This is a genomic window from Bordetella tumbae (assembly GCF_965139195.1).
Classification (GTDB): domain Bacteria; phylum Pseudomonadota; class Gammaproteobacteria; order Burkholderiales; family Burkholderiaceae_B; genus Bordetella_A; species Bordetella_A tumbae.
Genome location: NZ_CBCSJH010000034.1, coordinates 26,927 through 40,820, shown reverse-complemented (window position 1 = coordinate 40,820; position 13,894 = coordinate 26,927). Strand labels below are relative to the sequence as shown.

At 55.1% G+C, this 13,894-nt stretch carries 12 protein-coding genes; 2 read left to right on the top strand and 10 right to left on the bottom strand.

Annotated elements, in window-relative coordinates; genetic code table 11:
* Positions 1 to 11 precede the first annotated feature (11 nt).
* From ACNA0J_RS24190 to rfbB, 10 genes are all read right to left on the bottom strand, one after another.
* Positions 12 to 593 (bottom strand): ABC transporter ATP-binding protein, encoded by a 582-nt coding sequence (locus ACNA0J_RS24190; protein ID WP_415821447.1) that lies wholly within the window; start codon positions 591 to 593, stop codon positions 12 to 14.
* 78 nt (positions 594 to 671) lie between these two features.
* Positions 672 to 1,514 carry an ABC transporter permease gene (locus ACNA0J_RS24185; RefSeq protein ID WP_415821446.1) on the bottom strand — a complete coding sequence of 281 codons (843 nt, stop codon included), beginning with the start codon at positions 1,512 to 1,514 and terminating at the stop codon, positions 672 to 674.
* A gap of 61 nt (positions 1,515 to 1,575) precedes the next feature.
* Entirely contained in the window at positions 1,576 to 3,729 is a 2,154-nt protein-coding gene (locus tag ACNA0J_RS24180) for a glycosyltransferase family 2 protein (RefSeq protein ID WP_415821445.1), read from the bottom strand.
* Between the two features lie 10 nt (positions 3,730 to 3,739).
* Positions 3,740 to 4,642, bottom strand: a complete 903-nt coding sequence (locus tag ACNA0J_RS24175) for a glycosyltransferase family 2 protein (RefSeq protein WP_415821444.1) — start codon at positions 4,640 to 4,642, stop codon at positions 3,740 to 3,742.
* A 61-nt stretch (positions 4,643 to 4,703) separates the two neighbouring features.
* Positions 4,704 to 5,540 carry a UTP--glucose-1-phosphate uridylyltransferase GalU gene (gene galU, locus ACNA0J_RS24170; RefSeq protein WP_415821442.1) on the bottom strand — a complete coding sequence of 279 codons (837 nt, stop codon included), beginning with the start codon at positions 5,538 to 5,540 and terminating at the stop codon, positions 4,704 to 4,706.
* 202 nt (positions 5,541 to 5,742) lie between these two features.
* On the bottom strand, positions 5,743 to 7,743 hold the full coding sequence (locus ACNA0J_RS24165) for a capsular polysaccharide biosynthesis protein (RefSeq protein WP_415821441.1): 2,001 nt from the start codon (positions 7,741 to 7,743) through the stop codon (positions 5,743 to 5,745).
* 9 nt (positions 7,744 to 7,752) lie between these two features.
* Positions 7,753 to 8,304: a dTDP-4-dehydrorhamnose 3,5-epimerase gene (rfbC, locus tag ACNA0J_RS24160; RefSeq protein WP_415821440.1), complete on the bottom strand. Its 552-nt coding sequence runs from the start codon at positions 8,302 to 8,304 to the stop codon at positions 7,753 to 7,755.
* 5 nt (positions 8,305 to 8,309) lie between these two features.
* Entirely contained in the window at positions 8,310 to 9,188 is an 879-nt protein-coding gene (rfbA, locus tag ACNA0J_RS24155) for a glucose-1-phosphate thymidylyltransferase RfbA (protein WP_415821439.1), read from the bottom strand.
* 21 nt (positions 9,189 to 9,209) lie between these two features.
* Positions 9,210 to 10,154, bottom strand: coding sequence for a dTDP-4-dehydrorhamnose reductase (rfbD, locus tag ACNA0J_RS24150; protein WP_415821438.1), 945 nt, complete (start codon positions 10,152 to 10,154; stop codon positions 9,210 to 9,212).
* Positions 10,112 to 11,188 carry a dTDP-glucose 4,6-dehydratase gene (rfbB, locus tag ACNA0J_RS24145; protein WP_415821437.1) on the bottom strand — a complete coding sequence of 359 codons (1,077 nt, stop codon included), beginning with the start codon at positions 11,186 to 11,188 and terminating at the stop codon, positions 10,112 to 10,114. The genes rfbD and rfbB overlap by 43 nt, the downstream gene beginning before the upstream one ends.
* 293 nt (positions 11,189 to 11,481) lie before the next feature.
* Between rfbB and ACNA0J_RS24140 the strand changes: the two genes are divergently transcribed.
* Together ACNA0J_RS24140 and ACNA0J_RS24135 are read left to right on the top strand one after the other, a co-directional pair.
* On the top strand, positions 11,482 to 12,378 hold the full coding sequence (locus tag ACNA0J_RS24140) for a glycosyltransferase family protein (protein ID WP_415821436.1): 897 nt from the start codon (positions 11,482 to 11,484) through the stop codon (positions 12,376 to 12,378).
* A gap of 175 nt (positions 12,379 to 12,553) precedes the next feature.
* Complete coding sequence (locus tag ACNA0J_RS24135) at positions 12,554 to 13,678, top strand: TRAP transporter substrate-binding protein (RefSeq protein WP_415821435.1); 1,125 nt, start codon at positions 12,554 to 12,556, stop codon at positions 13,676 to 13,678.
* Positions 13,679 to 13,894 lie beyond the last annotated feature (216 nt).

Here is a 13,894-nt window from a genome sequence, read left to right as displayed (position 1 = left end):
TTTTCCAGACTTTATTTGGTGAGATATACATTAATACCTTCTGCAACATCGTCATATACCTTTAATTGCCCGTTGTCGACCAACAGCACCATGTCGCATAGGCGCTCGACCTCTTTCATATTGTGTGTCGTAAGAAAAATCTTTGATTTTCCCAATTTTTCGTTAAAGACTTCTTGGCATTTCTTGCGAAACGTATTGTCGCCAGCAGCCATCACTTCATCGATAAGGTAGTAGTCAAATTCAAATGCCATACTCAATCCAAACGCAATTCTGGACTTCATCCCTGAGGAGTATGTACGAATGGGCTCATCGAACCAGGAACCAATATCCGCGAAATCCTGCACATATCGAATTTTGCTACGCATCTCTTCTCCAACGTAGCCATATACACGGCAGACGAATTTGACATTGTCCCGTGCGCTCATGCTGCCTTGAAATCCGCCAGACTGCCCAACGGGCCACGAAATGCTCTTATCTGTACGAATCACCCCTGAATCAGGCGTATCCACCCCTGATAACAAGCGCATTAAGGTAGATTTTCCCGCACCATTCCTGCCTATGAGCGCGATATTCCTGTCCGGGGGAATTACCATGGACAAATTTCGGAAAATGTATTTCCGGCCGCTTGTCGTGCGATATGATTTAGTAATGTTATCTAGAGTGAACATCGGCTAAACAATTCCTTTAATAGCCAACATTTTCAATCGCCGTATTCTAAAAAGCCCCAAGCCCACAGTCAGGAACACACCTGTGCAAGCTGCCAGATAAGGAAACGACGTTAAATCAATAACTTGATAAAACGGAAATACAGCCTGTCGAAGCAGCTCTGTTAGATGTAAAAATGGATTCCATGCCAAATACTGTAATGCGTATTCTGGAAATCTGGTAACAGGAAGCATCGCCCCAGAGGACAGATAAAGAACCAAAAAGAAAAAACGTGTAAAAGTACGTGCCGCTGGGAGTGCGTCCACAATAACGGCCAATACTAGGCCCATTCCAAATGCTAACGCCACGCCCATTAAGAGCAATCCCAACCATTCCAATGGTTGATGAATGCTCATATCGAATCCATACCAGGCAAAAATAGCCATAACAAACAAATACGAAATACTCGCAAGGCTACATTGCATTATTGTTCTAGCTACGAACGTGTCCATCGGCATCACTTGCTTATATGCAAATAAGCCTCGATTGGCAGATAAACCTTCCATCATTAGCATAGCAACGCCCCTAAACATCACAAAGGGCGCAATGCCAGTGAGCAGAAAAACCTGAAATGGAATACCTTGGACCGGCCCTCGTCCACGAATTACGCCCATCACGACCGTCATTGCAATCAACTGAATGATCGGTTCAGCCAACATCCAAAACGCGCCCAGTTGACGCTGACCAAAACGCGTGCGCATCTCCCGCAACAAAAGTGCGAAGATCACAGCTCGGGTAATTTGGAATGGAGTACGTGGCGTCATAAGAAAGATGTTTAGTAAACCGGTGCTGCGCTGCAGTATACCCATGAAAACAGTTCGATAAGCTGACTGAATGTTGCAGTACATTCATAGCAAGGATAGCTACCCCCTATCGAGCCAACTTTCCTCTCCACGGCAGCGTCACATGCGGCATGCCGCTCAAGCTGAAATCAGGCTGCTGGTAGTTCAAATTCGGGTTATAGAAGGGATCATGGTGCATTAGATGGGCCCACCGCGTACGCATATAGTCCACTTCTGCTCTAGCCCTTAGAATCTGCGCGGGGCTCGTATCCCTTCCTCTAGTGATAGATTCGTGGTGATAGAGCAATGCGTGAGGAGTCCATAACACGCGAAGACCGCACTCTCGGATACGTAAGCAAAAGTCCACATCATTAAACGCCACTGTCAAGTGAGTTTCATTTAAGCCACCCAACGACACATACAAGGACTTATGTGTCAGCAGACATGCAGCTGTGACTGCCGACAGGTCTTGCGCAACAACAGCTCGCCCACAGTATCCAGGCTCATCACGATTGATACCTGTGTGCAAATGATTCGCACACCCCCCGGGGCCCACAGTGTCACCACCATGCTGAACGGTATCATTGTCGTATAAGAGCTTAGCGCCGACCGCCCCTACCCCCTTTTGTAACACTAGGCTTGTCATCTCTGCCAGCCAATCGGGGGAAATGACTTCGGTATCGTTGTTTAATAAACAAATTAACTCCCCTTTCGCGTGTCGAATCGCATGGTTATTGATTTTTGAATAGTTAAACGGCTCGTCGAACGACAACACGCGGACCGTGGAAATAGTCTCAATGGTGCGGAGATAGGCCAAAGTCTCGGGTTGAGCACTCTGGTTGTCCATGACAATGATTTCGTATTCTGGGTACGTAGTCTTTTTCAACAGACTATCGATGCAACGCCGCAAATGGGCAAGACCGTCTCGTGTTGGAATAACAATCGTGACTAGTGGCAGCGATGTCGGTAAAGCGTAGCGAACGTGACAACGCCCCTGCCCCGCTGCGGATGCTACCGCCTTAATTCCCAATCGCTGCAAATGTGCGGTAACAATTTGACTCGTCTCTGTATCATCTATACAGTCAATTTTCCTACGGCTATTGTCTAGATGCCACAGAGGAGCATGCGCGTGACCTACTCCAGGGGTATCCGCGGTCAAGGCCAAAAGTAGGCTATGCAAGGCCCCATCTACACTAAGAGTCGCAGCCTGCACTGCATCCCAAATTCCTGCCAGTGGCCTTGTATGCCAAGCAAAAGCGTCGCCTATATAGTTAGTCGAACGTAACAACTCCGCCGACCAATCTGGCTTGAAAGCGGGGTTCGAGAATTTACCATCCACGCCGACGGTATCGTGATCGGCATAAACTACTCCGAGCTTACCAGTACTGTCGCCACTAATTGTATGGGCCAACCAAAACAGAGCGGCTTCAGATAACTGGGTTCCATTTCGCAGGATAATAGTCCAACTGGGGCCATGAACCGCTTGGTTGGCAAGTGCAAAATCCCGTGAGCTTGCCATGGATAGGTCGAGCAGCCTTTGCTCCCAACCTTCATAGGGTAAGCGCAATCGGGAAAAATGAGGATATATCTGATTATCCAGACTGGATTCGATCGCCGGATCTTCGATTTTCCCGTTGGAGTCATGCCCCAATATAATGACTTGAAAATGCGGAGGCCGTTGCCAATGCCGCATGTACTTTTGCATCAAGTGACGATCTTCGGGGGAAACGCTATAAAATTCAGCGTGCCAATCCGCATAGCTCCGCATATAAGCGTTGGCCCGAAAGCGGCAGGACACGTTATACGCATAGTTCAGATTGGTAAATAAAGTACCTAGCCTTAATCCGGCACGGGCACGTCGCTGCTTAGTTTGCCGAAAAAAAACCGGCACCACTCGACGCAATTGTCGGAAGCGATATTCCGGCCACAATAAGCGTCGCAACGATACAGAAACTTCGCTCGCTGAAATCGCTGAGCTTCTAAGACTGACGGCCCGTATGCCTGTATGTACTTTGACCATTTCTTGAATCTGGCCGTTACGTGTTACCAGAACATCAACGTCCACAGCTTGCCCATCGATCAGACTCAGCGTTAGGACGGCACCATAGGCACGATCATGCCCTATCGCGGAGCCTTGAATTAGATAGACGCCAGCAGTAGAGGCTCCTTCACCTTGCTCAATAGGCATTAACCAGGCATCGGAGGCTCGTTTTGCAAAAACAGTGCTGTGAGAAAAAAACATATCGTCTTGATTAGCCTCGTTGCAAGCCTGCCTTCAGGCTGTGCAACCATTGCCGCCAAGCCGACCCGGGCGCCTTTGCTTCCATCTCAGGCGCAATCAACGCCTCCAGGCGCTCTACCTCGGCGTTGACGGCGGGCACAAAGGCCAGCATATCGTCGCACTGCTCGTTATTCTTGTCATGCAACTCAAAGTATTTGCGATGCTTGATCCGGCCCGCTTTCGTGGCGCTACCTTTCGGGCTCTTGCGTAGTACAAATTCTTCGAATGATTTCACGACGTAGTGATTAATCCGTATATTCGACCAGACAACATTCTTACTTAGGCTATCCAGGCGGCCATCACGGCAAACGAGATCGTTACCTAGCACATCTACATAACGGCCGCTTTTCAGCACCGCATGGTGTGGCGTCGCCCAGTGATCAAGGTTCGTCGGCCGTATCACCGCTTTGTAGTGTTGATTAACGGGAAACTTCACCAAAGACCGCCGCAAAAACCGCTCGATGACCAACCCCTCTTCCCAAAACCGCTGCCCACCAGATCCAAAGCATGCCCAGTTCAATGCTAAACCGCCTACACCGGGGTCGGAAAACAACTCAGTCAATTTCGGCACAACCGACTCTGTACCCTCCATCGGCGTAATGAATTCATCCGCATCAACGAACGCAATCGCATCAATATCGGCCGGACACATTTTCGTCAGCAAGTTGTACGCACCCAATTGCGGCCGAACATCCGGCTGGTCCGGATAATCAACCAAGGTAATAGGCTCATGCCTCTGCAAGATCGACAGTATCTGTCGAGTCAAATCAGTGCTGCCATTATCGGCAATCAAAAACTGACTGAACCCGACGATCTTGTGGAACGCCAGCCATTCCAATACATATGCGTCTTCGTTTTTGAAGATCGCACCCACAGCAAACTTCATAGGATGATGATCAAAATGGCTGTTGAGGAGTTACCAAACGGCGTCGCGCTTATTCGGTAAAGCCGTGATATTTCTTGCCCAACGCCACGGTAGCGGAAAAGAAACCTTGTTTATTACCGCAATCGTAACGCGTACCGTCGTATTGATAACCGAAAACAGCACGGTCACGCAGCATGGCAGCGATACCATCGGTCAATTGGATTTCACCACCGGCACCCTTACCCGTTTGGCGCAGATACTCAAAAATCTCGGGTTCCAGCACATAGCGGCCCACCACAGCCTGCGTAGACGGGGCTTGGGCAGGCTCAGGTTTCTCAACCATGCCATCCAACCGCCACGTTTCGTTATCGACCTGATTACCAGAAATAATCCCGTACTTGTTCGTCTCATGACGCTCAACGTTCTGAATCCCCAGCACGCTGCCCTCGCACGAATGGGCAACCTGCACCAACTGGCGCGTCACAGGAACCTCGGCATCAATCAAGTCATCCGCCAACAACACAGCGAACGGCTCATTCCCAACCACGGGTGCGGCGCACAACACCGCGTGCCCCAACCCCAAAGGAGCCGGCTGCCGGATGTACACGCAGTTCACATGCGCCGGCAGAATGCTGCGAATCGCTTGCAACTGCTGCTGCTTGTTCTTCGCTTCCAGCTCGGCCTCGAGCTCGGGCATCGTATCGAAATGATCTTCAATTGCACGTTTGTTACGTCCAGTTACGAAAATCAACTCGGTAATGCCAGCTGCGACAGCCTCTTCAGCCGCGTATTGGATAAGAGGCTTGTCCACGACGGGGAGCATCTCTTTGGGCATCGCTTTGGTGGCCGGCAAAAAACGAGTGCCAAGACCCGCGACGGGGAATACTGCTTTACGGATTGGTTTCATAGCGACCTACGGAGAAAACGCGAGTATGAAGGAAGTTAACAGGCGAAAGTGCAAGGAAAGGCAAACATGACTACAGGAAACTAACTGAGCATTTTGACGGTTTGATGTGGCACATTACGAAACAATCTATCATTTCTGTAACTGAGTCATACTTTTCTATCACGTCATGCCGATTAGAGCACCTTCCCTGCAATATGAAGCATCATTTTTCGCGAAATACTTTGGCAATCCAATGGCGCCAAGGTTGTGCATGTTGAGGCATTTGCCGCCACTCAATTAATTCTTGCAACACACGCTCTGGGGTGGCAAACCGCCGGGTGATCCGGCTGACGTAGGTGGGATACAGAATCAAGGTACCGGCCACCAGCTCGTCCAACGTCAGCAATCGATCGCGCCTGCGCTGTACGTCATCGATTAACGCTCTATCCTCGGTCAATCCCCACCCGGCATAGAACGGTTGACCATAGGTCACCACCGGTTTATGGCGCAACAGCGCCTCAAAGCCCGCCAGGGATGTCAGGACGTGCACCTCGTCTACCGAGAGGAATAGCTGCTCTAACGAAACATTGTCGATGATTTCGTCGCACCATTGCAGTGCACCGCCCTCACCTTGGCCGGATGACCGCAGGCCGGCGGCAACGTCGGGGTGTGGTTTATATAAGACGTAATCGTCGGGATAGGCCTGCCGCACGGCTCTCAGTAAATCCATATTGCGCCGGATGGTGCTGGCGCCATAGCGGATCGACGCATCGGTCTCGACCTGGCCCACGACCAGGAGCACACGCTGTGCCTGAGGCGGACGCGACCACGCGGCCTGTCCCAACAGGTTGTATTTGGTGATGCCGGACGCGCAGATGGTTTCGCGTAATGCGGCCGCACGGGCCAGCAGAGGCGCCGAAAAGTCGGTTTGGGACAGGATCTGCTCTAGCCGCGATGCGCGGGTGGCGTCGTAATAGATACCTACGTCGTCCTGCACCCAGGACACGGGGCGGATCAAGTCTGCACCCAATCCTACGGATCGCAGAAAGCCGTCTTCGACTCGGATGACGGGTTTTTCCGGGGGACGGTTGGCGAGAGCCGTATCGAGTTTGCGGCCCCAACTGGCAACGCTGGCGTGTTGGCTCGCGCGTTTGGCGAACCAGGTGAAACGGACGCGGCTGCCGCCAAAGAAATCTCGGACAAAGCCATGTTTCCAGCCGGAAAACCCAACGGCGGTGATGTGCTCGGGAAAGCGCTGGCGCATGCGGCGCTGCAGGGCGATCCAGGCGAGGACAGTTTCCACCTCGCAGCGACGGCCCGTCTCGGGGTCGACATAACGGCAATAGTCGATCAGGGCAGCATGGGTCAGCTGTGCCAGCGAGACGGCCTGGCGCCGCCTCTCGGGCGCGAGCTGTTCGTCATGGGTCAGGCCCCAGCCTGCATAGAACGGCATGCCGAATACGCGAACGGGCTTGCCCCATAACAAGGCCTCGAAACCCAGTTGGGATGTCACGGTGTAGACGGCGTGGGCGTCAGCCAAGAGACCCGCCGGATGCACGTCCTGGTCCATCAGCACGACGCGCGGCATGGCACGCACCTGCTGGACGTCGAAATAACCGCGTTTACGGCCGGATAGGACGTCGGGGTGGACTTTCAGGACGATGGTGCGCTCCGGATGCTCGGCCAAGGCGGCCTCGAGCATGCGCGGAAAATCTTCTGGGGTCGAACCACCTGCGGTGACAGACGCATCGCCGTAGGTCTGGTCGACAACCAGCACATACCCTGTAGGCAGGGGCGCATGCGCGTCACGGGTGTGGTTGTATTTGGACACCCTGCCCTGGCGCCAGGCAGCGATCAACGCCTGGGCGCGCTGTTGCTGCGCGGTATCCAGGGGCTGTTTGATCAGGGTCTCTAGCCGTGTGGGACGGCCCGCGTCCAGGTAGAGCCCTTGATCATCGAGGACTACCGACAGAGGTGGATCCATGAAACCCAGGCCGACAGACCGCAGAAAACCGTCCTCGATGTGCCACACGCGCAGACCATGCTGTTCGGCATAGCGCTGCGCGCGCTGCGCACTGGGGCGCTGCCCCCAAGCCAGCACGCTATCGCCGGGCTGGGGCCGTGAGGGCTTTGGATAGACTAGGTCGAAATCGTCCAGCAAGGCGGCCAGGGTCGCGTTGCGGCGTACACCGGCCGAGCAGATGATGAGGCGGGGCTGCGTCATCGGCGCGGATCAGTATTCAAACAGGTCCGCCTGCGCAAAGGTGCCGGCTTGCAGGTCTTTTGCGGACAGGATCAGTTGTGGGCTCGCGGGCCAGTCGATTTTGAGCTGGGGGTCGTTCCAGACGATGGCGCGCTCTGAGTCTTTGTCCCAGTAGTCGGTCGTCTTGTACGACACGTCGGCGGAATCGGACAGAACGAGAAAGCCATGCGCAAAGCCTTCGGGGATCCACAGCTGGCGGCGGTTTGCCGCGGACAGGATTTCTCCTACCCATTGCCCCAGGGTGGGCGAACCGCGTCGCAGATCGATGGCAACGTCGTAGATTTCGCCCGAGAGGACGCGCAGGAGCTTGCCCTGGGCGTGCGGATTCAATTGGTAATGCAGGCCGCGCAACACGCCGCGCACGGAATGGGAATGGTTGTCCTGGACGAACGTGACCGGGCGGCCAATGGCGTCCTCGAAAGTCTGCTGATTGAAGCTTTCAAAGAAAAAGCCCCGCTCGTCGTCGAACACGCGAGGTTCAAAGACGCATACCTCGGGGATCGCGGTGCGAATGACGTTCATGGGGATCAGATTTCGGTCACGATGTTCATCAAGTATTCACCGTAGCCATTTTTCCGCAAGGGCTCGGCCAGATGTACCAGCTGCTGGGCGTTGATGTAGCCCAGACGGTAGGCGATCTCCTCGGGGCACGCGACTTTCAGGCCCTGACGGGCCTCGATGGTGGCGATGAACTGGCTGGCCTCGAGCATGGATTGATGCGTGCCGGTGTCCAGCCAGGCATAACCGCGTCCCATGGTGACGACGTCGAGCTTGTCTTGCTGCAGATAGGCGCGATTCAGGTCGGTGATTTCCAGCTCGCCGCGGATGGACGGCTTGATGGTTTTGGCGATCTCGGACGCCTGATGATCGTAGAAGTACAACCCGGTGACGGCGTAATGCGAACGCGGCCGCAGGGGTTTTTCCTCCAGGCTCAGGGCCTTGCCGTGCTTGTCGAAATCGACAACGCCGTAGCGTTGCGGGTCATGGACATGATAGGCAAAGATGGTGGCCCCGGTTTCCTGGGCGGCAGCGTCGTGCAGCAGCTTGGAAAAGTCGTGGCCGTAAAAGATGTTGTCGCCCAGGACCAGCGCGGAGGGCGCGCCGTCCAGGAATTTATCGCCGATGAGAAAGGCCTGGGCCAGCCCCTCGGGATTGGGCTGGATGGCGTACTGCAGACTCAGGCCCCACTGGCTGCCGTCGCCCAGCAGCTGTTCGAACCGTGGCATGTCCTGCGGGGTGGAAATCACCAGGATGTCTTGAATACCCGCCAGCATCAGCACGCTGAGCGGGTAATAGATCATCGGTTTGTCGTAGACGGGCAATAGTTGTTTTGAGACGGCCAACGTGGCGGGGTACAACCGTGTACCCGAGCCACCCGCCAGAATAATGCCCTTGCGCCTCTTCATTGAGTGTGATCCTTGCGTATCTTATCGGCGCGCTAATAGCGCAATCGTTTGTTGAACGCCGTCTTCCCATTGCGGCAGAGATACATCAAACGTCTGACGTAGTTTAGAGGTATTCAGGCAACAATTGGCAGGCCTGGGCGCGGGGGATGAATACGAGGCAGCCGGAATCGGGTGGATGGTATCGGGTGATGCCTGCAGCGCCATGCCGGCCTCTCGTGCCAATCGCACCAGCAGGCAGGCGTATTCGTACCACGAGGTGTGGCCCGACGCCGTCAGGTGATAGCACCCGTAGGGGAATTCGCCGGCCGTGTTTGCCGCTGTGCTGTGCTGATAGCGCGCAATGAGTTGCGCCGTGATGTCGGCGATCAGCGCTGCGCGCGTGGGCGCACCGACCTGGTCGGCGACGATGTTCAGTTGTTCCTGATTCTGCGCGAGGCGCAGAATGGTCTTGATGAAATTACCGCCATGTTCGCTGTGTACCCAACTGGTACGCAGGATCAGGTGCTGGGGTAGATGACGGATGATGCCCTGCTCGCCCGCGAGTTTGCTGCGGCCGTAGCTGGACTGCGGAGCGACCTCGTCGGATTCGACATAGGCCGCGGGTTTGTGTCCGTTAAAGACATAATCGGTCGAATAGTGCACGAGCAGCGCGCCGGACGCGCTGGCCTCTTTGGCCAATAGTTCCGGGCCGGTACCGTTGATCTGCATGGCGAGCTCGGGCTCGGCCTCGGCGCGATCGACGGCGGTGTAGGCGGCGGCATTGACGATAATGTCAGGCTGGTGGACGTCGAGCGTGGCCTGGATGGTGGCCGGGTTGGCCAGATCGCAATCCTGGCGATCTACCGCGACGAGCTCGCCCAGGGGCGCCAGGCTGTCCTGCAAGGCATGACCGACCTGGCCGTTTTTACCAATGATCAGGATCTTCAAACGGTCGCTCCCGTCGGGCCGTAATGCTGTGCCACCCATTCGCGATAGGCGCCGCTGACGACGCCCTGTACCCAGTCGGGGTGATCCAGATACCACGTGACGGTCTGCCGCATGCCGGACGCAAAGGTCTCGGACGGGCTCCATCCGAGTTCCTGGGCGATTTTGCCGGCGTCGATGGCGTAGCGCCGATCGTGCCCGGGGCGGTCGGTGACGTGGGTGATCTGCTCGGCATAGGACCGGCCGTCGGCGCGTGGCCGCAATTCGTCTAATAAGGTACAGATAGTGTTCACGACGTCTAGGTTGGCACGCTCGCTGGCGCCGCCGATGTTATAGGTCTCGCCAAGTCTGCCTGTCTGCAGGACACGCCGCAAGGCGCTGCAGTGGTCTTTGACGTACAGCCAATCGCGCACCTGCTGACCGTCGCCATAAATGGGCAAGGGCTTGCCCTCCAGGGCGTTCAGGATGACGAGCGGGATGAGTTTTTCCGGGAATTGGTAGGGACCGTAATTGTTCGAGCAATTTGTGGTCACCACCGGCAGACCGTAGGTGTGGTGCCAGGCGCGGATCAGGTGATCGGACGCGGCCTTTGAGGCGGAATACGGGCTATTGGGCTGATACGCATGCGTCTCGGTGAACGGCGCGTCGGCGCTGGCCAGCGAGCCATAGACCTCGTCGGTGGAAACATGCAGCAAACGGAATTCTTCTTGCTGTGTATTTGGCAGCGAGGCGTGATAGGCGCGCACGGCCTCCAGCAAGGCGAATACGCCAACGATGTTGGTCTGGATGAATGGCGCCGGGCCGTCGATAGACCGGTCCACATGGGACTCGGCCGCAAAGTTGATGACCGCACGCGGGGTGTGCTGCGCCAGCAGTCGGTCGATGCAGGCCCGGTCGGCGATGTCGCCTCGGACAAAGTGATGCCGCGCATCGCCTTGCAGTGATGTGAGGGTGTCGCAGTTACCTGCGTAGGTCAGTTTGTCCAGGTTGATAACGGGCTCATCAGATTGGGCTAGCCAATCTAAAACGAAGTTACCGCCAATAAACCCTGCACCGCCCGTAACAAGTATTGTCATTTCTCAAATGTTTCTTAAAACCCGGCCGAGGCAAAGGCGTTTTGCATGCGTGTAATGTACTATTACAGGCTCGCTAGTATAAACCTTCGCCGCTGTTCACAAGAACGTTGCCATTATCCAGATTACTTTCTCGCTTGAGGCGTTTGCGTGGCGGCCAAACGCATTGGCCGCAGAATACGCTACGTCAGTGGCTGGTATTGCAACAAAGTGACAACCCCTCAACTGATTATTACATTCGCCCACGATTGCAAGAATCTGGGCTGCCGGTGTCGTATAGAAATATAGACAAGGATATGCCTCATTTCGGCGATCTGGCACCGGGAACCGGGGTGGTGATTGTTCGGTATTTGAATTCCCGATGGGTGTCGGCGTTGCGCACGCACCGCAGCCAGCTGAGCCAAGTGGCTTACTTTATGGACGATGATTTACTTCGTCCAAAACATTGGGGGGGTTTACCGCGAGCGTATGTCAAGAAACTGAATAAATATTGCGCAGCGTTTATTCCGGACATCCTGGCGCTGTCGTCGGAATATTGGTTTTCTACTGAGGAACTGCGTCAGCGATATTCGTTTAAAACGGCGCAGGTGATTTCCCCTCGCCCGCTGGTAGGCGATGCGCATGGCCCGAGCATGCTGCATCCGCTGCGCGAACGCGGCCCCATTCAAATGTTTTATCACGGCTCGGCGACGCATCACGCCGAGATGGAATGGCTGTTTCCGATTATCGGAGCGTTGCTGGAAAAATGCCCAGATCTGCATTTCGAGTTAATCGGCAATCACACGATCAATCAGAAATTCCGCCATTTACCTCGCACCCGGATTTTGCATCCGCTGTCCTGGCATAACTACATCAGCCACTGCCATACCCTGCATGGCCACATTGGCCTGGCGCCGATACTGCCCTCGCCTTTCAATATGGGGCGCTCGCACAGCAAGATCTATGACATCGCGCGCTGCGGCGCGGTGGGGGTGTACTCGACGCCGAGCCCCTATGTGGATGCGATCACGCACGAGGAAGACGGGTTGTTGTTAAAAAATGACCCGGACTTGTGGGTGGAGACGATTCACGACCTCGTGAATGACCGTGCCAGGCTCGATGCGCTGCGCACCGCAGCCATCGAGAGACACGCGGCGCCAATGGTGGAATCTGCTGCGGTATTGGAACAGGCCTTGCACACTGCACAGGCTTGATGCGGGTTATCCCCACATATCAACTAATTGTCAGGATCCGTTCAGCAAGGTTTAATCCAGTAGCGGTCAGCCGTACTGCCGCTCAGTCTCATGCATTGCGCTTTGTTCTTGCTGCACCTTTAAAGCTGTTTCATAACAAGCTGGTTCATGCAGTTCACTCAGGAGACAACAAGCCATGCTAAACAACGCGTCATCTCGCCGCCGTTTCATTGCCGGTGCCACCACTATCGCAGGGTCCGCGGCGCTAGGGTTTCCGGCTGTCACTCGTGCTCAAGGTTCACCTATTTCGCTGCGCTTTCAGAGCACGTGGCCGGCCAACGATATTTTTCACGAGTTCGCACAGGACTATGCCCGCAAGGTCAACGATATGGCCGAGGGTCAGTTAAAGATCGAGGTGCTGCCTGCGGGCGCGGTGGTCAAAGCCTTTGACCTGCTGGACGCGGTGTCCGCCGGCACGCTGGATGGCGGCCATGGCGTGGTGGCCTATTGGTATGGAAAGAACACGGCAGTGGCGCTGTGGGGCTCGGGCCCCTCGTTCGGCATGGATGCCAACATGCTGTTGGCGTGGCACGAATATGGCGGCGGCAAAGAGCTGCTGGTGGAAATCCAAAAAGCGATGGGCGTCAATGTCACGTCGCTGATGTACGGGCCGATGCCGACGCAGCCGTTTGGCTGGTTCAAGAAACCGATCACGAAATACGAGGACGTCAAGGGGCTCAAGTTCCGTACGGTGGGTCTGGCGATCGATATGTATACCGCGATGGGTGCGGCAGTGAACGCCCTGCCCGGCGGCGAAATTGTACCTGCGCTGGATCGCGGGTTGCTGGATGGGGCGGAGTTCAATAACGCGTCGTCCGACCTGGCCTTGGGCTTTCAGGATGTCTCAAAGATCTGCATGCTGCAAAGCTTTCACCAAAGCGCCGAGCAGTTCGAGATCCTGTTCAACAAGAATAAATACGAAGCGCTGCCCAAGCATTTGAAGCATATCCTCGCCTATGCCGCGCAGGCCGCGAGCGCCGATATGTCCTGGAAAGCGGCCAATCGTTATTCGACCGACTACATCAAGCTGCAGAAAGAACACAACGTCAAGTTCTACAAAACACCCGACTCGATTCTGCAAGAGCAGTTAAAGATCTGGGACACGATGATCGAAAAACGCTCGGCAGAAAACCCCTTGTTCAAAAAGGTGCTGGAGTCGCAGCGCGATTTTGCACAACGGGCGGGACGCTGGCAGAACGACGTCTCGGTGAATTACCGGATGGCATTCAATCATTACTTTGCGCGCAAGCCTGCGGCTTGACCGGCCATTGGTTGATGTTGCAACACGGCTTCGTACCCGCTCGCAGTGCTGGGCATTAACCCAGTGCGGCGAGCGGGTGCGGAGTCGTGTCTGTGTGGTTGTCGCCGAGTCGATATAGGTACTTCAAGATATTCGATGCAGTACTTCGATGCAGGTGCCTCGATGGCGTTTCGATGAGAATGCCTCGATGCCATTGCCGCAATGCAGTGTCTTCCG

Excerpts from the sequence above, each read along its gene's own strand:
- ACNA0J_RS24190 (WP_415821447.1), bottom strand. The coding sequence starts at position 593 with ATGGTAATTCCCCCGGACAGGAATATCGCGCTCATAGGCAGGAATGGT.
- ACNA0J_RS24185 (WP_415821446.1), bottom strand. The coding sequence starts at position 1,514 with ATGGGTATACTGCAGCGCAGCACCGGTTTACTAAACATCTTTCTTATG.
- ACNA0J_RS24180 (WP_415821445.1), bottom strand. The coding sequence starts at position 3,729 with ATGTTTTTTTCTCACAGCACTGTTTTTGCAAAACGAGCCTCCGATGCC.
- galU (WP_415821442.1), bottom strand. The coding sequence starts at position 5,540 with ATGAAACCAATCCGTAAAGCAGTATTCCCCGTCGCGGGTCTTGGCACT.
- ACNA0J_RS24165 (WP_415821441.1), bottom strand. The coding sequence starts at position 7,743 with ATGACGCAGCCCCGCCTCATCATCTGCTCGGCCGGTGTACGCCGCAAC.
- rfbC (WP_415821440.1), bottom strand. The coding sequence starts at position 8,304 with ATGAACGTCATTCGCACCGCGATCCCCGAGGTATGCGTCTTTGAACCT.
- rfbA (WP_415821439.1), bottom strand. The coding sequence starts at position 9,188 with ATGAAGAGGCGCAAGGGCATTATTCTGGCGGGTGGCTCGGGTACACGG.
- rfbD (WP_415821438.1), bottom strand. The coding sequence starts at position 10,154 with ATGGGTGGCACAGCATTACGGCCCGACGGGAGCGACCGTTTGAAGATC.
- rfbB (WP_415821437.1), bottom strand. The coding sequence starts at position 11,188 with ATGACAATACTTGTTACGGGCGGTGCAGGGTTTATTGGCGGTAACTTC.
- ACNA0J_RS24140 (WP_415821436.1), top strand. The coding sequence starts at position 11,482 with ATGCCTCATTTCGGCGATCTGGCACCGGGAACCGGGGTGGTGATTGTT.
- ACNA0J_RS24135 (WP_415821435.1), top strand. The coding sequence starts at position 12,554 with ATGCTAAACAACGCGTCATCTCGCCGCCGTTTCATTGCCGGTGCCACC.